Origin of the sequence: Micromonospora sp. WMMD964, from assembly GCF_029581455.1 — a bacterium.
Taxonomy (GTDB): Bacteria; Actinomycetota; Actinomycetes; order Mycobacteriales; family Micromonosporaceae; genus Micromonospora.
Genome location: NZ_CP120860.1, coordinates 1,427,781 through 1,447,796 on the forward strand (window position 1 = coordinate 1,427,781; position 20,016 = coordinate 1,447,796).

A 20,016-nucleotide genomic window follows, 5' to 3' on the forward strand; every position below is an offset into this window, starting at 1 on the left:
GTCTCGGCTGGCCTCCGTCGGTGGCTGCCTGCTCAGTGCTGCGCGGTCGACAGCGGTTCGGGCAGCGGTTCGTGGTGCAGCACCGCCAGCCGGGACACCGCCCGGGTGAGCACCACGTACAGCCGGTGCAGCCCGCGCGGTTCGGCCGCGACGATCGCGGCCGGCTCGACCACCACCACGTGGTCGTACTCCAGGCCCTTGACCAGCGTCGCGGGCACCACGGTGACCCGCTCCGCGGCCGCCACGTCGTCGGCGGTCGCGGTCGCGACGCCGGCGTCGGCCAACGCCGCGCGCAGCCCGTCGACCGCGTCGTCCGCGGCGATCACACCCACCGAACCGTCGTGGGCCAGCGCCGCGTGCACCTCCGCGACCGTCGCCGAGGTCAGGTCGGTCACGGTACGCACGTCCAGGCCGCCGTCGTGCCGCAGCGACTCAGCCGGCGGTACGTCCACCGCGAGCGCCGGGAGGAGCAGGTTCGCGAACGCGACCACCGCGGCGGGCACCCGGAAGCCGATGGTCAGCGGAACCACCACGGCGTCCGGCTTGCCCAGGTGGGCAAGGGAGACCTTCCAGTCCACGGCCGACCACGGTGCCGTGCCCTGGGCGAGGTCACCGAGGAGGGTGATCGAGCCGTGTTCGCTGCGGCGGGCAATGGCCCGACACTGCATCGGGGAGAGGTCCTGCGCCTCGTCCACCACCACATGCCCGAACCCCGAGGGCCGTTCGAGCAGCCCGGCCGCCTCGTCGATCAACACCGTGTCGGCGGCGGTCCAACGGGTCGCCTTCGGGGTCCGAGCCGGTTTCTCCCACACGAGTAGGGCCTGCTCCGCGTCGTCGAGCACCCCGTCCGCCGCCGCGGCCAGTCGGCCGGGGTCGGAGAGCAGGCCGTGCACCAGCCCTTCCGGGGTGAGGGCCGGCCACACCGCGTCCAGGAAGTCGGTGACCGGTCGGCAGCGGCCCATCCGGCGCAACCACGCATCACCCGGCGACTCGGCCCGGCGGGCTTCCGCCTGCCGTTGCAGCAGACTCACCACCCGGGCCCGGACCCGCTCCCGCCCGATGCTGTACGGCAGCCCTTCCTCGCGGGTCTCCTCGACGATCCGGTGCAACGGCTCCAACCCGATCCGCCACCGGAACGAACCGTCCGACACCGTGATCGACTCGGTCGGCGTACCGATCTGTGTCCGCACCGCTCGTCGCAGCACGCTCGCCATGCGGACGTCGTGTTTCAGTGCGGCGACCGCCGGGGCCTCGACCGCCCGCACCGGCACCCGGGAGATCAGCTCCTCCACTGTGGCCTGCTCGACCTCGACCTCGCCGAGCGCCGGCAGCACCGCCGCGATGTACGACAGGAACGCCCGGTTCGGCCCGACGATCAGCACACCCGCGCGTCGCAGCCGCTCCCGGTGCAGATAGAGCAGGTACGCGGCCCGGTGCAGCCCCACCGCCGTCTTACCGGTGCCCGGCGCGCCCTGCACACAGATCGAGTCGGCCAGGTCGGCCCGGACCAGCTCGTCCTGTTCCGGCTGGATGGTCGCGACGATGTCCCGCATCGGCCCCACGCGGGGCCGCTCGATCTCGGCGGTGAGGATCCGACTGGTCGTGCCCAGTTCCTCGCCCTGATCCAACCGCTCGTCCTCGAAGCTGGTCAGCACCCCGTTGCTGAACCCGAACCGCCGCCGGACCGCCACGCCCTGCGGATCGCGCGCACTGGCCCGGTAGAACGACCGGGAGACCGGCGCCCGCCAGTCCAGCACCAACGGCTCACCGCGCTCGTCGGTGACGTGCCGCCGCCCCACGTGATACCGACGACCGTCATGATCGGTGCTGGTGCTGGTGCTGGTGCTGGTGCTGGTGCTGGCGGTCGTGGTGCTGGTGGGCGTGTCGCCGGTGGTCTCGTCGGCTGTGGTCCCGGGGTTCACCGTTCCCGCGAAGTCGAGGCGACCGAAGAAGAGTGGCGTGGTGGGGTCGTCCGCCAGTTCGGCCACCCGGCGGGCCAGGGTGCGCCCGAGCGTCTCAGCCGCGTAGGCGTCACCGGCAACCTGGTCACCGCTGGCGAAGAGAGCCTCGGCCCGCTCCCGCATCCGGCGTAGCGCTGCCCGCGAGGTCGCGAGGTGTTCGCGTTCGGCCGACAGATCCGAGTCGAGGTCAGGTTCGAGGTCAAGTGCGGGCATGCTGACGTCCCATCGTTCACATCTAGCTGCGCGCTCGCGTGTCCGGGGGCGGATGGCCGCCCGCCCGGCGCGAAGACGTCCGTTCCGGTGCAGCTCACCTCGGCCGTCAAGCGGCCTGCAACCCTACGCTCCCAGGCCGGTTCCTTCCACCGAATTACCCACACCACCACCCATGCGAGATGGCGTGTCGCCAGGTGGTGCGGTGGTGCGGTGGTGTGCGTGGTCGCCGAGTGGGTTCGCGGCGGGCGAGGTGTGTTCTTGCGCCCGGCTCACACTGGGGAGCCCTGCCGTCGTGGTTCGGCTCCCATCCGCGGCACGCGAACAGGCATGGCGGGACGGCCTCGCGCGGACGGCCGCGCTTGCGTTCGCGATCGTCAGGCGGCTGGCGTGCGTGGGTGGGCCTCGCGCGGACGGCCGCGCTTGCGTTCGCGATCGCCAAGCGGCTGGCGTGCGTGGGTGGGCCTGCGCGGACGGCCGCGCTAGCCTTCGCGATCACCATCCGGCCGGTTTGCGCGGGTAGGCCCGCTTGGGCAGGCGCTTGCCGCCGCGACCGCCACGCAGCCGGCGTGCGCGGGCGGGCCTGCGCGGACAGCCTGCCCAGGCGTGCGTGGGTGGCGTGTGGATGCGCCGGTATGCGGGTGGCGTCGAGGATCGCTGACGCGGTTGGCTCCGCTTCCGATCGCGGAGGCATGTCTGCCGGTATCAGCAGCGCCGGTGGTAGAGGTTGCGTCGTGGCGTGCGCAGCGGATCGAGCCAGTGGGGCGGGAGGAAGTCGGGTCGGCCGTCGGTTGCGATGCGGATCGTCCAGTCACCGCGGTGGACCAGCCGGTGGTGGTAGCCGCAGAGCAGCACAGCATTACCCAGCGCCGTTACACCACCGTCGGCCCAATGCCGGACGTGGTGACCATCGCACCACCGGGACGGCCGATCGCAGCCAGGGAAGGCGCAACCGCCGTCGCGAAGCACCAGCGCGCGGCGCAACGGGCCGTTGAAGAGCCGGCGCTGGCGGCCGACGTCCAGGACCTGGCTGTTGCCGCCCAGCACCGCAGGCAGCACGCTTGCGTCGCAGGCGAGACGCCGGATCGCGCCGGGCGTGAGGGGTTCGCCGGTATCCAGGGTGCCGGCGCGTACGCCGTTGACCAGCTCGTCCAACGAGACTGTCACAACGAGTTGCGGCCGGTCGCCACCGTTGTCGGGCAGCTCACCGGTGCGCAGCGCGAGCCGACAGACTTCGCCCAGCGCGTCCGCTCGACGCTGACCGGGGCTGCGGTCGTCGTGCTCACCGGCCGGGGCGCAGAGCGGATCGATCGCCTCTCGAAGCAGACACGCGGTTTCGGTGTCGAGGTTGCCGCTGAGGCGTACCCGCCCGTTGTGCTGTTCGGAAAGCGTGACGTGCCGGCGGGCCTCGGCACGCTCGGTGGCCCGCTTGAGAGCGGCCAACTCGGCCTGGTCGGCCAAGTCCGGTGCGACGTGCGTGAGGACGCGGTCCCCGAGACGGCCCAGGGTGGTCGGATCGAATCGGTCGGCCCAGTCGACCAGGAGTTGGGTGGCTTTATCCGCCACCTCCGGGCCTGCCTCCTGCGGAAGGGCGGCGATCGTCTCTGCCACCACCCGACCCTGGTCGACGGACATCGCACCGCTGAGCAGCGCGTCACGCACCGCCGGTGGGGCGGCGTCGATGGTGGTGGCGAGCTGAACCAGGTGGCGGGCGGAACGGCCGGTGAGCCGGAGCCGTTCCCGCAGCCACCCGGCTGTCGACGAGGCGCCCTGGGCGGTCGCCAGGCCGCGGCTGTCCAACTCGCGCACCAGACCGAGCTGAACGGTGGCCAGCCGCTGCGCCAACACGTGCGCCGCGTCGAGGGACCCGAGCAACTCACTGTCGGAGAGCGCCCACAGCGAGGCTTGGGCGCAGTCGTCGACTGCCTCACCCACCTGCGCCAGCGCACTCAACATGGGGAAAGAATAGAACGTACGTACGACAATTCTGATCCGTGTTGATCAATGTTCTCGCCATGTTTTCGAGTCGAGTCGTATCGCCCCGAGTCGCCGCCTGCTCGTCGCTGTTCGTGCGTGCCACGCGGCGGGCGAGGCTCCGGGGCAGAACGGGCGCCGGGGCGGGCCGAAAGCAACAGGCGGCACCGTGGCCGGGGCTCCGCGTCGCGCTGCCCGCGTCGCGCTGCCGGGCTCGCGCTGCTCGCGCTGCTCGCGCTGCCCGCGCTGCTCGCGCTGCCTGCGCTGCCTGCGCTGCCTGCGCTGCCTGCGCTGCCTGCGCTGCCTGCGCTGCCCGCGCTGCCCGCGCTGCCCGCGCTGCCCTGCCGGGCCCGCGTTGCCCGCGCCGCCCTGCCGGGCCCGCGTTGCCCGCGCCGCCCTGCCGGGCCCGCGTTGCCCGCGCCGCCCCGGGTCATACCTGCCGCACCTCGTGACCCCTGGCACGCCTCGTCGCCTGGGCGCCGGCTGGGGGTCGGCCCACTGTGCTGGACGCCCAGGCGCACCGGGGCCGGTCGCTGAAGGGATGCCGGGGTGGTGGCGGGTCGGTAGGTCGGCCGGGATCATGGGGTCATGACCGAGGCCCGCCCCGATTCGCGTCGGATGACGATCAGTGACCCGCAGGTGATGCGGGCGATGGCCCATCCGGCCCGGATCGCGATCATGGAGTACCTGAACAGTCGCGAGAGCGGCGGGACCGCCACCGAGTGCGCCGAGATCGTCGGGCTGTCGCCGAGTGCCACCAGCTATCACCTGCGCGCGTTGGCGAAGTTCGGTCTGGTCGAGCAGGCACCGAGCCGTGGGGATGCGCGCGAGCGGCTGTGGCGGGTGCCGAGTGCGAGTGTGTTGGTCGAGGCCGGCCGTGACGCCGGGCCTGAGGCGCGTGCGGCCGAGCAGGCGCTGGTGGAGGCCCATGCGGTCCGGGGCATGGAGCGCACTCGGGACTGGTTGCGGCGCGCCGGGGGCGAGCCTCAGGAGTGGTACGACACCGCGCTCTTCACCGACACGTTGCTGTTGCTGACCGCCGAGGAGTTGAGCGGGCTGAACGAGCAGGTCATGGCGCTGCTTCGGCCGTACCAGGCGCGACGGCGGCAGGCGGATCCTCCGTCGGGGGCGCGTTCGGTCGCCGTGCAGTACCGGACGGTGCCGCTGGCGTAGTCCGCTTGCGCGTACCAGTTGTGAAGGATTATTTTCGAAGTATGTCCTTCGCAACTGGTACGTCGCGCTGGCCGGACGTCTGGCTCGCCGCCATCGCACGCGGCACCACGATCTGCGGCGACTTCCTCGCCGCCACCGCGCTCGCGCTGGCGTTGCAGGGTGCCGGTGCGGGAGGGCTCGCCGTGTCGGGGCTCCTGCTCGCCGCCACAGTTCCGCTGGTCGCGTTCGCCCCGCTCACCGGTCGGCTCGTCGACCGGGTGGACAGCCGCGCCCTGCTGGTGACCGTCGGGCTGGCTCAGGCGGTGATCTGCACGTTGCTCGCCGTCGCCGAGCACCCGATCGTGGTCGTGGGCCTCGTCGCGCTGCTCGCCTGCGGGCTCGCGGTGACTCAGCCCTGCCTGGCGGCGCTGTTGCCGGCGATGGTCCGCCCGGCCGACCTGCCACGCGCCAGCGCGATCAGTCAGAACGCCGTCTCCCTCGGCGCGCTCGGCGGACCGGCGCTGGCTGGTCTGCTGGTCGGGCAGTTCGGCACTCGCGTACCCCTGCTCCTCGATGCCGCGACCTACCTTGCGCTGGTCGTCGCGGGGCTGCTGCTGCGGACCCGGCGCGGCGGCCGCCGACCCGCCACCGCCGCGCCGGGGCCCGCCGGCGGAAAAAGCCACCGGGGTACGGAGCTGGGCTGGCGACTGCGTCGTGACCCGTTGATGCTGGTCATGGTGGCGAGCACCGCGGTGGTGATCGCGGCGATCGGCGGCATCAACGTGATCGAGGTCTTCTTCATCCGGGAGACGCTGCACGGTTCGGCGACCACCTACGGCCTGGTGGGGGCGGCCTGGATGGCCGGAATGCTGCCCGGTAGCTGGCTCGCCGCACGACTCGCCCGCCGGTTCGACGACGACGCGGCTCTCATCCGTGGGGTGCTGGTGAGCCTGGCCGTGTGCAGTCTGCTGGTGCTGCTCGCCGCTGGGGTGCCGACGGCCGGTCTGCTGGTGCCGCTCTGGCTGGTGGCCGGTGCGGCGAACGGCGGCGAGAACGTCTTCGCCAACCTGCTCATCAGCCGCCGGGTGCCGGAGGCTATGCGTGGCCGGGCGTACGCCGGCTACGGCGCGGCGGTGCAGGGCGGCTCGATGACCGGTTACCTGATCGGCGGCGCGCTGCTCACCGCTGTTTCGCCCCGCCCACTGATCGCCGGGGCGGGCCTGGCCGGTCTCCTGGTGGTGTCGGCGTTCGTGCCGGTGGTCGCCCGGGCGGTACGGCGGCCGTCGTCGGGCGAGGCCGACGGACGACACCGCGGTGCGGGGTTGGCCACTCCGGGCCGGCCCGCCGAGCCGGAACCCGAGGCCGGGGATACGGTCGGGTCATGGCTGAGCGCATCGCACGCCCGCGGGTCGGGCACATCCAGTTCCTGAACTGCCTGCCGATCTACTGGGGTCTGATGCGCTCCGGAGCCCTGCTCGACGTCGACCTGCACAAGGACTCGCCGGACCGGCTGAGCGCGGCACTGGTCGCCGGTGACCTCGACATCGGCCCGATCACGCTGCTGGAGTACCTGAAGCACGCCGACGAGTTGCTGCTCCTGCCGGACCTGGCGGTGGGCAGTGACGGACCGGTGCTCTCGGTCAACATGGTCTCCACCCGACCGCTCGGCGAGTTGGACGGCGCTCGAGTGGCGCTCGGCTCGACCTCACGGACCGGGGTGATGACCGCCCAGCTGCTGCTCGCCGAGCAGTACGGTGTCCGACCCGACTACTTCCGCTGCCCGCCGGACCTGACCCAGATGCTGCTGGAGGCCGACGCCGCGGTGCTGATCGGGGACGTGGCTCTCCGGGCGTACTACGAGGCGCCGCAGCGGGGCCTCACCGTCACCGACCTCGGGCAGGCGTGGCGGGAGTGGACCGGGCTGCCGATGGTCTTCGCGGTCTGGGCGGTCCGCCGCGACTTCGCCGCCGCGCACCCGGGCATGGTCAAGGAGGTGCACGAGGCGTTCCTGCGCTCGCGGGACCTCTGCCTGGCCGAGTTGGACCAGGTCGCCGAGGCGGCGGCGCGCTGGGAGACGTTCGACGCGGCGACGCTCGCCACGTACTTCCGGACTTTGGACTTCTCCCTCGGCGACCGCCAGATCAAGGGGCTACGCGAGTGGGCCCGGCGGGCCACCGCGATCGGCGAGGCACCGGCGCTGCCGGACGGCGGCCCGGAGTTCTTCGCCGGCTGAGCGAGCCGGGAGCCGGGGAGCCAGCCGAGCGACAGGCCGGAACGCGAACCGCCCGACCAGCGGCCTGGTCGGGCGGGGCGATCGGGAGCGCGGCTCAGACGCCGGGGCGCAGCAACGCTTCGGCGATCTTCTCGCAGTTCTTCATGCCGTAGTCGTAGCCCATGTTGATCGGGTACCTGACCATCACGCCCATCGTCCAGGTGTCCCCGATCGCCAGGCAGTTGATGTGCATCTCCTGCTCCTTCGTCCGGTCGATCCACCCGTTCTTGATGGCGATCTGCTTCTGCTCGGCGGCCGGGAAGGCCTTCCGGATGCCGAAGTCACCGGCGCCGCGCACCAGCTTCATCTCGTTGAGCAGCCACTTGGTCCACTTCGGCCCGGCAGCGGTGCCGGTGGCGATGCAGTTGCCGAGGCGGGCCGTGTCGCGTGGGGACAGCGCCGTCCGGGACCAGCCCTTGTCAGGGGCGACACTGCTGTCGGTCAGCTTGCACATGGAGATCAGCCGCTTGATCGAGGCGTCCCGGCCGACCTGGTTGTAGAACTGTTCGGCGCGGGTGTTGTCGCTGTCCCGGATGATCCGCGTCGCGTCGGCGAGTTTCGCGTCGCTCGGCGTCTGGCCGGTGTCGGCCGAGCGACGCAGGTAGTCGGCGACGATCCAAGACTTGATCAACGAGGCGGTCGTGCTGGTCTCGCCCATGTTCTTGGAACCGATGATCTGCCCCGTCCGGCGGTCCAGCACGCTCCAGGAATACCAACCCTCGATGTCCAGGTCGAGGTTCTTCGCCACGAACGGCAGCGGCTCCAACGACGGGCTGGGGCTGGGCGACGGCGGGGCCGGCTGGCGAGCACTGCGGTCGGTGGCCGAACCCGTGGTCCGATCGTTGGTCGTGGCACCGGCGTCGCCCCACTTGGCGGCGGCGGCCGACTCGAACGGTGACCCGGGCAGCAGCCGCAGCGAGACCAGCACCAACCCGATCAGGATGACCGCGATCGCGACCAGCCGAAGCGGGGACGCCTCGGCGCCGTCGCGCCGGCTGGTCCGACGGTCTCCGGCCATCAGAGCTTCCCGACCGGCTGCTGCGGCACCTTGAGCGCGGCACCGGGCTGCGGGGTCACCAACTGGGTGGCCACGCTCGCGCAGACCTTCGCGCCGTAGTCCAGACCGCTCTTGATCGGGTAACGCAGCATCACCGCGAGGCTCCACTTGTCGTTGACGGCGAGGCAGTTGACGTGCCAGTTGCCGTCGTAGTTGATCGGGGTCCAGCCGTTCTTGATGCTGACCGGGCCCTGGGCGGTGATCGACTTTGGTAGGCCGTCGATGATGCCCCAGCGCCCGCCGCCCGAGGTGGGCCGCTGGTCCTTCGCCGCGGTGGTGCCTCTGACCTTGGCCATCTGGTCCAGCACCCACTTCGTCCACTTCGGGCCGGCAGCCCGGCCGTCGGCGATGCAGTTGCCGACGCGGACCGCGTCACGAGGAGACATCCGGGTGAAGCTCCACCAGCCCTCGTACTTCGGGACGTTGCCCCGTTTGGTGTCGGTCAGCCCGCAGATCTTGATCGCCCGCTGCATGACCGGACCGATCTGCCCGTTCGGCAACACGCGGTAGGAGCCACCAGCAGCGGCGTAGACCTCGTTCGCCGCTCTGTCGTTGCTGTCGATGATGGCGAGGCTGGCAGCCTTCTTCAACGCCGCCGTCGGCTCCTTGTCACCGAGCTGCCGTAGGTAGTCGGAGACGATCCACGCCTTGATCATCGACTCGGTGGAGCTGGTCGCGGTCATGTTCGGCGACCCGGAGATCTTGCCCGTCTCCCGGTCCATCAGCGCCCAGGAGAAGAAGTCACCCTTGAAGCTCACCGACACCGGTCCGGGAGCAAGCGTGGGGGGCGGTGGCGGCGCGGGCGCGGGCGCGGCGACTGTCGAGGCGCCGCCTCCGCCTCCGCTGCTGTCGCCGTCGGAGAGCCGGGCGTACGCGGCGGGGACCAGGAGGACGCCGCCGAGCAGGACCGCCGTGATGGCGAGCACCATGGTCACGCGAGATCGCATGAGTGGGTGAGCTCCAGGTGTCAGGGCCGGGGGGACCGGCTTGTTGTCCGGACGGACCGGCCGACCGCCGAGGCCGGGGGAGGTGGCCTCTGTCCTTCGCGGCAATCGTCGGAAGCCGATCGGTGTGACGGCGGAAAGTCTACGTCCGGTTGTGCGACCCGCCAGACTTCGACACTAGGCAACCTGCGATAAAGGCGGGATATGCGACCGGTATGCCTTTGTTGTGTGGATTCACCTTTGTTTCGTGGCCTAAGTCACTGGGGTTTACGACCGGCCCAGGTGACGTAAAGCGCTCAATCCGTCACGGATGGGATCCTCGGATTCCTGTTACACCCCCTGGCGCATCGAGGCGCAAGCTGTAACACTTAGCCTCATGTATGGCAACGACTTCTCCGCCCCGGGCACTCCGGACGAGGGGCCCGGCGGCGGCCTGCTGGGCGAGGTCGAGGCCGCCGAGGCCGACCTGCGCGCGGCAGCGGCTCGCGGGCGGCGTGGCGGCCCCACACCCGACGAGGACCTGGCCGCGTACTTCGCCGAGGTCGTCGACGCCGAGCAGAAGATCGAGCCACGGGACTGGATGCCCGACGCGTACCGGCGGACGTTGATCCGGCAGATCGCCCAGCACGCCCACTCCGAGATCATCGGCATGCAGCCGGAGGGCAACTGGATCAGCCGGGCCCCGTCACTCAAGCGCAAGGCCATCCTGCTGGCCAAGGTGCAGGACGAGGCGGGCCATGGTCTCTACCTCTACGCCGCCGCCGAAACCCTCGGCATCAGCCGCGACGAGCTGGTCCAGCTGCTGCTCGACGGAAAGCAGAAATACAGCTCGATCTTCAACTACCCCACCCTGAGCTGGGCCGACGTGGGCGCGATCGGGTGGCTGGTGGACGGCGCGGCGATCGTCAACCAGGTGCCGCTCTGCCGCTGCTCCTACGGCCCGTACGCCCGGGCGATGATCCGGGTCTGCAAGGAGGAGTCGTTCCACCAGCGGCAGGGCTACGAGATCCTGCACACCCTGGCGCACGGCACCCCGGGGCAGCGGGCGATGGCCCAGGACGCGGTGGACCGCTGGTGGTACCCGTCGTTGGCCATGTTCGGCCCGCCGGACGGCGACTCCACCCACTCCGCCCAGTCGATGGCCTGGAAGATCAAGCGCTTCTCCAACGACGACCTGCGTCAGCGTTTCGTCGACATGTGCGTCCAGCAGGCCGAGATCCTCGGGCTGCGCATCCCCGACGATGACCTGCGCTGGAACGAGGAGCGGCAGGCGTACGACTACACCCAGCCGGACTACGACGAGCTGATGCGGGTGATCTCCGGCGACGGGCCGTGCAACCGGGAACGGATCGCCCACCGCCGGGCCGCGCACGCCGACGGCGCATGGGTACGCGAGGCCGCCGCGGCGTACGCCGCGAAGCGGGCGGGACAGAAGGAGACGGCCGCGTGAGCGAGCGTAGTGAGCGAGCCGAGCAATCCGGCATGACGAGTCATTCGCCTCTGTGGGAGGTCTTCGTGCGGGCCCGACGCGGGCTGTCGCACACCCACGTCGGCAGCCTGCACGCCCCCGACGCCGAGCTGGCCCTGCGCAACGCCCGGGACCTCTACACCCGCCGCCAGGAGGGTGTCTCGATCTGGGTGGTGCCGGCCGGCGCGATCACCGCCTCCAGCCCGGACGAGAAGGACGCCTTCTTCGACCCGGCCGCCGACAAGGTCTACCGCCACCCCACCTTCTACGAGGTGCCGGACGGGGTGGCCCACCTGTGAGCGAGCGGAGCGAGCGAACCAGCCGGCTCAGCAGCGGGGCGCTTCGCGCCACCGCCGAGCGCAGCGAGGTGGTTGCGGGAAGCGAGCGGAGCGAGCGAACCAGCCGACTCAGCAGCGCCGCCGCCGAGCGCAGCGAGGTGGCGGCGTGAACAAGCCGTTCGACTTCACGGTCGGCCTCGCCGACGACGCCCTGATCGCGGCGCAGCGGTTGGCCGAGTGGACCACCCGTGCGCCGGAGATGGAAGAGGACATCGCGCTGGCCAACATCGCCCTCGACCAGCTCGGCGCGGCCCGCCTGCTGTTGTCGTACGCGGGTGAGCTGGAGGGCGCGGGCCGGGACGAGGACGCGCTGGCGTACCTGCGCGACGACCGCGAGTTCCGCAACGCGCTCCTGGTCGAGCTGCCCAACGGCGACTTCGCGGTGACGATGGCGAAGCTGTTCTTCCTGGCCGCGTACCAACTGCCGCTGTACACCGCGCTGGTCGACTGCGCGGACGAGCGGCTGGCCGCGATCGGCGCGAAGGCGCGCAAGGAGTCGGCGTACCACCTGGACCACGGCGCGCTGTGGGTGAAGCGGCTCGGCGACGGCACCGAGGAGTCGCACCGTCGGATGCAGGCTGCCGTGGACCAGGTGTGGCCGTACACCCATGAGCTGTTCGTCGCGGACCCGGCGGCGCCGGTCGACCCGGTCACAGTGCGCCCGGCGTTCGACGAGACCGTCGGCGCGGTGCTGGCCGAGGCGACGCTCACCCGGCCGGAGAGCGCCTGGGCGCCAGGTGGCGGACGGACCGGCGTGCACACCGAGCACCTGGCGTACCTGCTTGCCGAGATGCAGGTGCTGCACCGCGCCCACCCCGGGGCACAGTGGTGAACCCCAGGGCGGCGGCCGCGTCGGTGGTGGATCCGGAGATCCGGGTCATCACCATCGACGAGCTGGGCATCCTGCGGGCGGTCGAGGAGGATCCGAACAGCGGTCGGGTCACCGTCACCATCACCCCGACCTACACCGGCTGCCCGGCGATGGACGTGATCCGCGCCGACATCCGCCGCGCGCTCGCGGTGGCGGGTCACCCCGACGCCGAGATCCGCACCGTCTTCAGCCCACCGTGGAGCACCGACTGGATCTCCGCGGACGGGCGGGCGAAGCTCGCCGCCGCCGGGATCGCACCGCCGGCTCCGGCTCCGGCCGCCGGCGTCGTGCCGTTGACCCTCGCGGTCCGCTGCCCGCGGTGCGGGTCGCCGGAGACCGAGCAGGTCAGCCGGTTCGGCTCCACCGCGTGCAAGGCGCTGTGGAGATGCCGCTCCTGCTCCGAACCCTTCGACCACCTGAAGGCGCTGTGACTGTCACCATCACCCGTCCGGTCCGGCGACGGCCGGTCTTCCACAGGTTGGCGGTCTCCGCCGTCGACCGGCTCACCGACGACTCCGTGGCGGTGACCTTCGCCGTACCCGAGGAGTTGCGGGAGACCTTCGCCTTCCGCGCGGGCCAGCACCTCACGGTCCGTCGGGTGGCCGAGGACGGCACCGACGTGCGGCGGTCGTACTCGATCTGCTCGACCCCCGACGACCTGGCCCGGCACGGCCGGTTGCGGATCGGGGTGCGGGAGGTTCCCGGTGGCGCGTTCTCGGCGTTCGCCTGCGGGGCGCTTCGCAGCGGCGACACGGTCGAGGTGCTGCCGCCGCTGGGCACGTTCACCACGGCGTTCGCGCCGGACCGGGTGCGGCACTACGGCGCGGTCGTCGCGGGCTCCGGCATCACCCCGGTGCTCGGGCTGGTCGCGACCGCCCTGGCCGTCGAGCCGGCCAGCACCTTCACCCTGGTGTACGGCAACCGCACGGCGAACACGGTCATGTTCGCCGAGGAGTTGGCCGACCTGAAGGACCGCTATCCCAGCCGCCTGCACCTGGTGCACGTGCTCTCCCGGGAACAGGGCGAGTCCCCGCTGCTCTCCGGGCGGATCGACGCGGAACGGCTGGGCCGGTTGCTCGGCGGCATCGTGCCGGGTGACCTCATCGAGGAGTGGTTCCTCTGCGGCCCGTACGGCATGGTGGTCGACGTCCGGGACGTGTTGACCGGTCGAGGGCTGCCCGAGTCGGCGGTGCACACCGAGCTGTTCCACGTCGACGCGCCGCCGGAGCCGGTCCGCCGCCCGGTGGACCAGGCCGGTGCCGGGGCGGAGGTGACGATCGTGCTGGACGGTCGGTCGTCGAGCTTCACCATGGGTCGCGAGGAGCGGGTGCTGGACGCCGCGTTGAAGGTGCGCGGCGAGTTGCCGTACGCCTGCAAGGGTGGTGTCTGCTCGACCTGCAAGGCGAAGGTCGTGGACGGCGCGGTCACCATGGCCCGCAACTACGCGCTGGAGCCGGACGAACTGGCCGCCGGATACGTGCTGACCTGCCAGTCCAGCCCGACGACCGACAAGCTCACCGTCGACTACGACGCCTGACAGTCGACCGGCGGTGCCTGGCGCTCAGGTGATCCACACCCACATCGGCGAGGTGGCGGTATCACGCCACCCAGACACCCCCATGTCGCCGACCTGGAGTGGGTCGACCCGTCGCACGTCGGTCGGACTGGGTCACATCGTCGTCCCCGGTTCGGCCGGACCGGCCGGGGTCGACGTAGGCTCGGGGTGTGACGGTGAGCCGGGAGATCGACGACATCCTGCAACGCGGTGCGGACGGCGGGCGGATCACGCCCGAGGAGGCGTTGCTGCTCTACACCGAGGCGCCCTTCCACGCGTTGGGCGAGGCGGCGGACGCGGTGCGCCGGCGGCGCTATCCGGACAACGTCGTCACGTACCTGATCGACCGCAACATCAACTACACGAACGTCTGCGTGACGGCGTGCAAGTTCTGCGCGTTCTACCGGGCGCCCAAGCACCAGGAAGGGTGGACCCACCCGACCGAGGAGATCCTTCGCCGATGCGGTGAGGCGGTCGAGCTGGGCGCGACCCAGGTGATGCTCCAGGGCGGGCACCACCCGGACTACGGCGTGGAGTACTACGAGGAGCTGTTCTCCTCGGTCAAGCAGGCGTACCCGCAGTTGGTCATCCACTCGATCGGCCCGAGCGAGATCCTGCACATGGCGAAGGTCTCCGGGGTGAGCCTGGACGAGGCCATCGCCCGGATCAAGACGGCCGGTCTGGACTCGATCGCCGGTGCCGGTGCGGAGATGCTGCCCGAGCGGCCCCGCAAGGCGATCGCGCCGCTCAAGGAGTCGGGCGAGCGCTGGCTGGAGGTCATGGAGTTGGCCCACCGGCAGGGCATCGAGTCGACCGCCACCATGATGATGGGCACCGGCGAGACGCACGCCGAGCGGATCGAGCACCTGCGCATGATCCGGGACGTGCAGGACCGCACCCGGGGTTTCCGGTCCTTCATCCCGTGGACGTACCAGCCGGAGAACAACCACCTCAAGGGCCGCACCCAGGCGACCACGCTGGAATACCTGCGACTGGTCGCGGTGGCTCGGCTCTTCTTCGAGACCGTGCCGCACCTGCAGGCGTCCTGGCTGACCACCGGCAAGGACGTCGGTCAGCTCGCGCTGCACATGGGCGTGGACGACCTCGGCTCGATCATGCTGGAGGAGAACGTCATCTCCTCCGCCGGTGCGCGGCACCGCTCCAACCTGCACGAGCTGATCGGCATGATCCGCTCGGCGGACCGGATCCCCGCGCAGCGGGACACCCTCTACAACCGGATCGCCGTGCACCACACGCCGGCCGACGACCCGACCGACGAGCGGGTGGTCTCGCACTTCTCCTCGATCGCGCTGCCCGGCGGCGGCGCCGGCAAGTCCCTGCCGTTGGTCGAGGTCAACTGACGCGTGTCGAGGCCCGGCCGTTCGGCTGACCGCCACTCATGCTCCCGCCGGAACGCCCCGGCGGTACGGGTGGTCCCGGTCGCCGCTCCGTCAGGCTGCCCGGCGTGGGGGTGGTGGAGATGATCGCCGACGGCTAGCGTCGCGGCTCGTATCCGTTGCCACCGTGGCTTGCCGAGACCGGTGCGATCGTGCTGGTGGCGGATGGTCTGAAGGTCCTCGTCGTGGGTTCGTCCTCCATCGGCCCGTTGCGGGTCGTTCATATAACGCACGGCGGTACGGGCGGGATGGGTGACCATCTCGCCCGTACCGTCTGGCCAGCTCGGGCCGGACGGATGAAAAACGGGTGCGCCCGCTGGCGTGCGAGATCGGCCTCCGATAGCGTCCGCTCGTTCCGCAACACACTCTCTTTCTTCCCTACCCCCGGGGGACTGATGACAGCGTTCCACCGTTCGACGCTGGTGCGCGCCAGTGTCGTGGCGTTACTCGCGGCCGGTGGCATCGCCGCCGTGGCCGCTCCGGTACTGGCGGCCGAGGAGGCCGATCTGGCCCTGGTACCGCTCAGCTACAACCTGGCCAAGGGTGTCACGGAGGCCAAGAGCAAGCCGTTCAAGTTCACTGTCGACAACACCCGCAGCAAGGAAGACGCCAAGGGCGTCAGCTACACCGTGGACACCAGCAAGCTCGACACCGGCAAGGTCCGGGTCGTGGTGCCTGACGGCTGCAAGGTGAACGGCGAGAAGTTCACCTGCCGCCTCGGCGACCTCGCCGCCGGCACCAGCGAGGACTTCGGCATCCCGGTCTTCTCCATCGGTGGGCGGGGCGCCGCCGGCGCTCTGGTGGTCAACATCCGCTCGGCCACCGACGACCCCAACAAGGAAGACAACAGGGTCCGGCACGACATCACCGTCACCGAGCCCGGTTACGACCTGACCAGTTGGGTGCAGGACGTCAACGCGAACGTCGTGGTGAACGGCGTCACCGGCGACGACCCGAACCTCCGCCCCGTACGACCGGGCGAGACCGTGCCGGTCGACTGGGCGATCTACAACGACGGCAGCCGCAAGGCAACCGGCGTCGCCTACGTGCTCACCCTCCCCGCCGGCGTCACCTTCGACACCCTGCCGGACACCTGCACCGCGCAGACCTTCGGCGTCGCCCAGGCGCTCTGCCAGGACGACGGCGCGGTGATCCGGCCCGGTGACTACTACACGGCGGACATCAAGGTGACAGTCGGCAAGGACGTCACCCAGCCGGTGCTGCGGGTCGGCGAGCTGGTCGCGCACGGTCTGGACGCGGCCGCCGGCACGGCCGAGGAGAAGCCCGCGCGGGCCAGCACCGCTCAGCGCAAGGCGTTCACCGAGGTCGACGAGGGCGACAACCAGGCGGTCTTCGACGTCTTCGTCGAGGTGGCAGTGGAGCCGACCCCGACCCCGACCCCGACGACGACGCCGACCGCGACGCCGACTCCGACTCCGACGCCGACGGCCACTCCGACGGTGACGCCGACTCCGACGGTGACGCCGACTCCGACGGTGACGCCGACTCCGACGGTGACGCCGACTCCGACGGTGACGCCGACTCCGACGGTGACGCCGACTCCGACGGTCACGCCGACCCCGACGGAGACGCCGACCCCGACGGAGACGCCCACTCCGACGCCGACGGCCACTCCGACGGAGACGCCGACCCCGACGGTGACGCCGACCCCGTCGGAGACGCCGACCCCGTCGGAGACGCCGACCCCGTCGGAGACGCCGACCCCGTCGGAGACGCCCACTCCGACGGTGACGCCCACCCCGACGGTCACGCCGACGCCGACTGTCACTCCGACGGTGACAGCGACGCCGACCCCGACGGTCACGCCGACGGCGAGTGGTACGCCGACGCCCGGCACGACCGTTTCGCCTGCTCCCGGCGGCGGCTCCGCCGGTGGCGGGCCGGGCGGTGGTGGTCTGCCGGTGACCGGGGTGCAGGTCGGCCTGATCGGCGGCATCGGAGTGGTCATCCTGCTCGTCGGTGGAGCGCTGCTGGTGCTCTCCCGTCGACGCAAGGTCGTCCTGGTCTCCCCGAGCGACGAGAAGTCGACCGACTGACCCGGGCGTCCTGACGAACGGACCACAGGTACGACGAGCGGGCGGGGTGGGCGACCACCCCGCCCTTCGCTACCGGAGGCGCACCACCCAGCCCTGTCGTCGCGCCGGAGGCGCACCACCCAGCGAGCGGCGGTCGGCGGGCGGCTGGCAGAGTGGTGGCGTGAGCCGTACTCCGCAGGGCCAGCGAGCCAGCCTGGACAAGCAGCCGCACGAGGTCGCCGCGATGTTCGACGGCGTGGCCGATCGTTACGACCTGACCAACACGGTGATCTCGATGGGTCAGGACCGCTCCTGGCGTCGGGCCACCCGGGCGGCGCTCGGGCTGCGGCCGGGCGAGCGGGTGCTGGACGTGGGCGCGGGCACCGGCGTCTCCACGCGGGAGCTGGCCCAGTCCGGGGCGTACGCGGTGGGGGTCGATCTGTCGCTGGGCATGCTGCAGGTCGGTAAGCGGGTCCGTCCCGAGGTGCCGCTGCTGGCCGGGGACGCGCTGCGACTGCCGTTCGCCGATGCCAGCTTCGACGCGGTGACCATCTCCTTCGCGCTGCGCAACGTCAACGACACCGACGCGGCCCTGCGGGAGTTGGCGCGGGTGACCCGGCCGGGCGGGCGGCTGACGGTGTGCGAGTTCAGCACCCCGGTCAACCCGGTCTTCCGGACCGTCTACCTGTCGTACCTGATGCGGTCGCTGCCGGTGGTCGCCCGTGCGGTGTCCAGCAACCCCGAGGCGTACGTCTATCTGGCCGAGTCGGTTCGGGCCTGGCCGGACCAGGCCGCGCTGGCCGGGCGGGTCGCCGCGGCCGGGTGGGGGCGGGTGGCGTGGCGCAACCTGACCGGCGGCGTGGTGGCTCTGCACCGGGGCGTCCGCGAGTAGCGGGGCGTCCGTGAGTAGCGGGGCACGTCTCGACAGGGGTCGGCGCGGACATTATTCAGGTTCCGTGAATATCGGCATTTAGTCCACTTTGCCCCCTACGCTGGTTCGTATGACCGGAGCAGACCCGGCGGACCCGGTGGCCGCCACCGACGACGACGCGGCCGAACTCATCGCACAGTTGCGGGCGTTGGCCGGCGCTGATCCGGTGGAGGTACGGCAGGTGGTCGCCGAGGTGTTGGCCGCACTCGACCGGGCGGCGGGTGGGGCGCTCCGCGAGCATCTGCCGGAGACCATCCGGGTCGATGCGGGGCTGGACGCCCCGAGTCCGGCCTGACACCTGGCTGCTGTGGACGGTCGTGGGCTGTCACATCGGCGAGTTAGGTACCCCTGATCCTGCGCTGGTATGACGCCGGTCATACACTCGTCCCGTCTGGCTTGTGAAGCATTTCACGAGCGTGCGGGAGGAGGCGCGAATGACCGCGGTGGAACACGATGCCGACGTCATCGTCGTGGGCGCCGGTCCCGGTGGGTCAGCGACTGCGTACCACCTGGCTCGGCACGGCGTACGGGTGCTGTTGCTGGAGAAGACCGAGTTCCCGCGCGAGAAGGTCTGCGGCGACGGGTTGACCCCGCGCGCCGTGCGCCAACTCGTCCGGATGGGCGTGGACACCTCGCCCGAGGCGGGTTGGCTGCACAACCGCGGCCTGCGGGTCATCGGCGGCGGCGTACGCCTCGAACTGGACTGGCCGGAGCTCGCCAGCTTCCCCAACTACGGCCTGGTGCGAACGCGACTGGACTTCGACGACCTGCTCGCCCAGCGGGCCGTGGCCGCCGGTGCCAAGCTGCGGACCAGCGTCAACGTGCTCGGTCCGGTGCTCGACGGCGACGGCCGGGTCGCCGGCGTCGAGGCGGAGGTCGGCCCGGGCAAGGAGCCCGCCACCTTCCACGCCCCGCTGGTCGTCGCGGCGGACGGGGTCTCCGGCCGCTTCCCGCTCGCGCTCGGGCTGGCCAAGCGGGAGGACCGGCCGATCGGCGTGGCCGTCCGCCGCTACTACCGCTCGCCGGCCAAGCACGACGACGACTACCTCGAGTCCTGGCTGGAGCTGCGCAGCAAGGACAGCGGCGACAACCTGCTGCCCGGGTACGGCTGGATCTTCGGTCTCGGCGACGGCCGGGTCAACGTCGGCCTCGGCGTGCTCAACTCGTCCTCCGCCTTCGGCAAGACCAACTACCGCCGGCTGCTGACCGACTGGCTCGCCAACACCCCCGAAGACTGGGGCATGACCGACGAGGCCAACGCCGACGGCCCGATCCTGGGTGCCGCGCTGCCGATGGGCTTCAACCGGGTGCCGCACTACACCCGTGGCGTGCTGCTGGTCGGTGACTCGGGCGGCATGGTCAACCCGTTCAACGGCGAGGGCATCGCGTACGCGATGGAGTCCGGCGAACTGGCCGCGGAGGTCATGGTCCAGGCTCTCGCGCGGCCGGCCGGTCCGGAGCGGGAGCGGGCGCTGATGGCGTACCCGAACGAGCTGAAGGCGCGCCTCGGCGGCTACTACCGGCTGGGCGGCATCTTCGTGAAACTGATCGGCCGCCCGGAGATCATGCGGATCGCCACCAAACACGGCATGCCGCATCCGACGCTGATGCGTTTCGTGCTCAAGCTGTTGGCCAACCTGACCGATCCGCGTGGCGGGGATGCGATGGACCGGGTCATCAACGCGATGACGAAGGCGGCCCCGGCCGTGTAACGCGGAAGTGGGCTTGTGGGCCCCGCAGTCGCGAGCGACGGCGGGAACCGTATACGTAGGACTGCATCGGTGCTGGTCACGGCCCCGACGCCGACAAAGATCGACCCCCGCCGACTGCCACTGCGAGGGACGTGAATA

At 71.1% G+C, this 20,016-nt stretch carries 18 protein-coding genes; 14 read left to right on the forward strand and 4 right to left on the reverse strand.

The window, feature by feature from the left end; translation table 11 throughout:
- Positions 1-32: 32 nt before the first annotated feature.
- Positions 33-2,174: an AAA family ATPase gene (locus O7616_RS06735; protein WP_282306063.1), complete on the reverse strand. Its 2,142-nt coding sequence runs from the start codon at positions 2,172-2,174 to the stop codon at positions 33-35.
- 702 nt (positions 2,175-2,876) lie between these two features.
- Positions 2,877-4,127, reverse strand: coding sequence for an HNH endonuclease signature motif containing protein (locus tag O7616_RS06740; protein ID WP_282306064.1), 1,251 nt, complete (start codon positions 4,125-4,127; stop codon positions 2,877-2,879).
- Between the two features lie 606 nt (positions 4,128-4,733).
- Between O7616_RS06740 and O7616_RS06745 the strand changes: the two genes are divergently transcribed.
- From O7616_RS06745 to O7616_RS06755, 3 genes are read left to right on the forward strand one after another with little or no spacing between them, the layout of a single operon-like run.
- Positions 4,734-5,318, forward strand: coding sequence for a winged helix-turn-helix domain-containing protein (locus tag O7616_RS06745; RefSeq protein WP_282306065.1), 585 nt, complete (start codon positions 4,734-4,736; stop codon positions 5,316-5,318).
- A gap of 41 nt (positions 5,319-5,359) precedes the next feature.
- Entirely contained in the window at positions 5,360-6,727 is a 1,368-nt protein-coding gene (locus O7616_RS06750) for an MFS transporter (protein ID WP_282306066.1), read from the forward strand.
- Positions 6,679-7,530 carry a menaquinone biosynthesis protein gene (locus O7616_RS06755; RefSeq protein ID WP_282263130.1) on the forward strand — a complete coding sequence of 284 codons (852 nt, stop codon included), beginning with the start codon at positions 6,679-6,681 and terminating at the stop codon, positions 7,528-7,530. The genes O7616_RS06750 and O7616_RS06755 overlap by 49 nt, the downstream gene beginning before the upstream one ends.
- A 94-nt stretch (positions 7,531-7,624) precedes the next feature.
- Here O7616_RS06755 and O7616_RS06760 read toward each other — a convergent pair whose 3' ends face one another.
- Positions 7,625-8,587 (reverse strand): hypothetical protein, encoded by a 963-nt coding sequence (locus O7616_RS06760; protein WP_282306067.1) that lies wholly within the window; start codon positions 8,585-8,587, stop codon positions 7,625-7,627.
- The gene (locus O7616_RS06765) at positions 8,587-9,573 is read right to left on the reverse strand and encodes a hypothetical protein (RefSeq protein ID WP_282306068.1); all 987 of its coding nucleotides are present in this window, start codon (positions 9,571-9,573) and stop codon (positions 8,587-8,589) included. The genes O7616_RS06760 and O7616_RS06765 overlap by 1 nt, the downstream gene beginning before the upstream one ends.
- A 373-nt stretch (positions 9,574-9,946) precedes the next feature.
- Here O7616_RS06765 and paaA point away from each other — a divergent pair, with 373 nt between their 5' ends.
- The 11 genes from paaA (at position 9,947) to O7616_RS06820 (ending at position 19,878) form a co-directional block, all read left to right on the forward strand.
- Positions 9,947-11,020 (forward strand): 1,2-phenylacetyl-CoA epoxidase subunit PaaA, encoded by a 1,074-nt coding sequence (gene paaA, locus O7616_RS06770; protein ID WP_282306069.1) that lies wholly within the window; start codon positions 9,947-9,949, stop codon positions 11,018-11,020.
- A 32-nt stretch (positions 11,021-11,052) separates the two neighbouring features.
- Positions 11,053-11,337, forward strand: coding sequence for a 1,2-phenylacetyl-CoA epoxidase subunit PaaB (paaB, locus tag O7616_RS06775; protein ID WP_238668904.1), 285 nt, complete (start codon positions 11,053-11,055; stop codon positions 11,335-11,337).
- Entirely contained in the window at positions 11,334-11,486 is a 153-nt protein-coding gene (locus tag O7616_RS06780) for a hypothetical protein (protein WP_282306070.1), read from the forward strand. Before paaB ends, O7616_RS06780 begins: the two co-directional genes overlap by 4 nt.
- Positions 11,483-12,208, forward strand: coding sequence for a 1,2-phenylacetyl-CoA epoxidase subunit PaaC (gene paaC / locus O7616_RS06785; protein WP_282306071.1), 726 nt, complete (start codon positions 11,483-11,485; stop codon positions 12,206-12,208). The genes O7616_RS06780 and paaC overlap by 4 nt, the downstream gene beginning before the upstream one ends.
- Entirely contained in the window at positions 12,202-12,678 is a 477-nt protein-coding gene (gene paaD / locus O7616_RS06790) for a 1,2-phenylacetyl-CoA epoxidase subunit PaaD (RefSeq protein WP_282263124.1), read from the forward strand. The genes paaC and paaD overlap by 7 nt, the downstream gene beginning before the upstream one ends.
- Positions 12,675-13,784, forward strand: coding sequence for a 1,2-phenylacetyl-CoA epoxidase subunit PaaE (paaE, locus tag O7616_RS06795; RefSeq protein WP_282306072.1), 1,110 nt, complete (start codon positions 12,675-12,677; stop codon positions 13,782-13,784). Before paaD ends, paaE begins: the two co-directional genes overlap by 4 nt.
- Positions 13,785-13,972: 188 nt before the next feature.
- The gene (gene mqnC / locus O7616_RS06800; RefSeq protein ID WP_282306073.1) at positions 13,973-15,163 is read left to right on the forward strand and encodes a cyclic dehypoxanthinyl futalosine synthase; all 1,191 of its coding nucleotides are present in this window, start codon (positions 13,973-13,975) and stop codon (positions 15,161-15,163) included.
- Between the two features lie 431 nt (positions 15,164-15,594).
- Positions 15,595-17,256 (forward strand): hypothetical protein, encoded by a 1,662-nt coding sequence (locus O7616_RS06805; RefSeq protein WP_282306074.1) that lies wholly within the window; start codon positions 15,595-15,597, stop codon positions 17,254-17,256.
- A 160-nt stretch (positions 17,257-17,416) separates the two neighbouring features.
- Complete coding sequence (locus O7616_RS06810) at positions 17,417-18,127, forward strand: demethylmenaquinone methyltransferase (protein WP_282306075.1); 711 nt, start codon at positions 17,417-17,419, stop codon at positions 18,125-18,127.
- Positions 18,128-18,236: 109 nt separating this feature from the next.
- Positions 18,237-18,461: a hypothetical protein gene (locus O7616_RS06815; protein WP_130406437.1), complete on the forward strand. Its 225-nt coding sequence runs from the start codon at positions 18,237-18,239 to the stop codon at positions 18,459-18,461.
- Positions 18,462-18,600: 139 nt separating this feature from the next.
- Positions 18,601-19,878 carry a geranylgeranyl reductase family protein gene (locus O7616_RS06820; protein ID WP_282306076.1) on the forward strand — a complete coding sequence of 426 codons (1,278 nt, stop codon included), beginning with the start codon at positions 18,601-18,603 and terminating at the stop codon, positions 19,876-19,878.
- Positions 19,879-20,016 lie beyond the last annotated feature (138 nt).

Coding starts and splice junctions, on each gene's coding strand:
- O7616_RS06735 (WP_282306063.1), bottom strand. CDS start 2,174: ATGCCCGCACTTGACCTCGAACCTGACCTCGACTCGGATCTGTCGGCC.
- O7616_RS06740 (WP_282306064.1), bottom strand. CDS start 4,127: ATGTTGAGTGCGCTGGCGCAGGTGGGTGAGGCAGTCGACGACTGCGCC.
- O7616_RS06745 (WP_282306065.1), top strand. CDS start 4,734: ATGACCGAGGCCCGCCCCGATTCGCGTCGGATGACGATCAGTGACCCG.
- O7616_RS06750 (WP_282306066.1), top strand. CDS start 5,360: ATGTCCTTCGCAACTGGTACGTCGCGCTGGCCGGACGTCTGGCTCGCC.
- O7616_RS06755 (WP_282263130.1), top strand. CDS start 6,679: ATGGCTGAGCGCATCGCACGCCCGCGGGTCGGGCACATCCAGTTCCTG.
- O7616_RS06760 (WP_282306067.1), bottom strand. CDS start 8,587: ATGGCCGGAGACCGTCGGACCAGCCGGCGCGACGGCGCCGAGGCGTCC.
- O7616_RS06765 (WP_282306068.1), bottom strand. CDS start 9,573: ATGCGATCTCGCGTGACCATGGTGCTCGCCATCACGGCGGTCCTGCTC.
- paaA (WP_282306069.1), top strand. CDS start 9,947: ATGTATGGCAACGACTTCTCCGCCCCGGGCACTCCGGACGAGGGGCCC.
- paaB (WP_238668904.1), top strand. CDS start 11,053: ATGACGAGTCATTCGCCTCTGTGGGAGGTCTTCGTGCGGGCCCGACGC.
- O7616_RS06805 (WP_282306074.1), top strand. CDS start 15,595: ATGACAGCGTTCCACCGTTCGACGCTGGTGCGCGCCAGTGTCGTGGCG.
- O7616_RS06815 (WP_130406437.1), top strand. CDS start 18,237: ATGACCGGAGCAGACCCGGCGGACCCGGTGGCCGCCACCGACGACGAC.
- O7616_RS06820 (WP_282306076.1), top strand. CDS start 18,601: ATGACCGCGGTGGAACACGATGCCGACGTCATCGTCGTGGGCGCCGGT.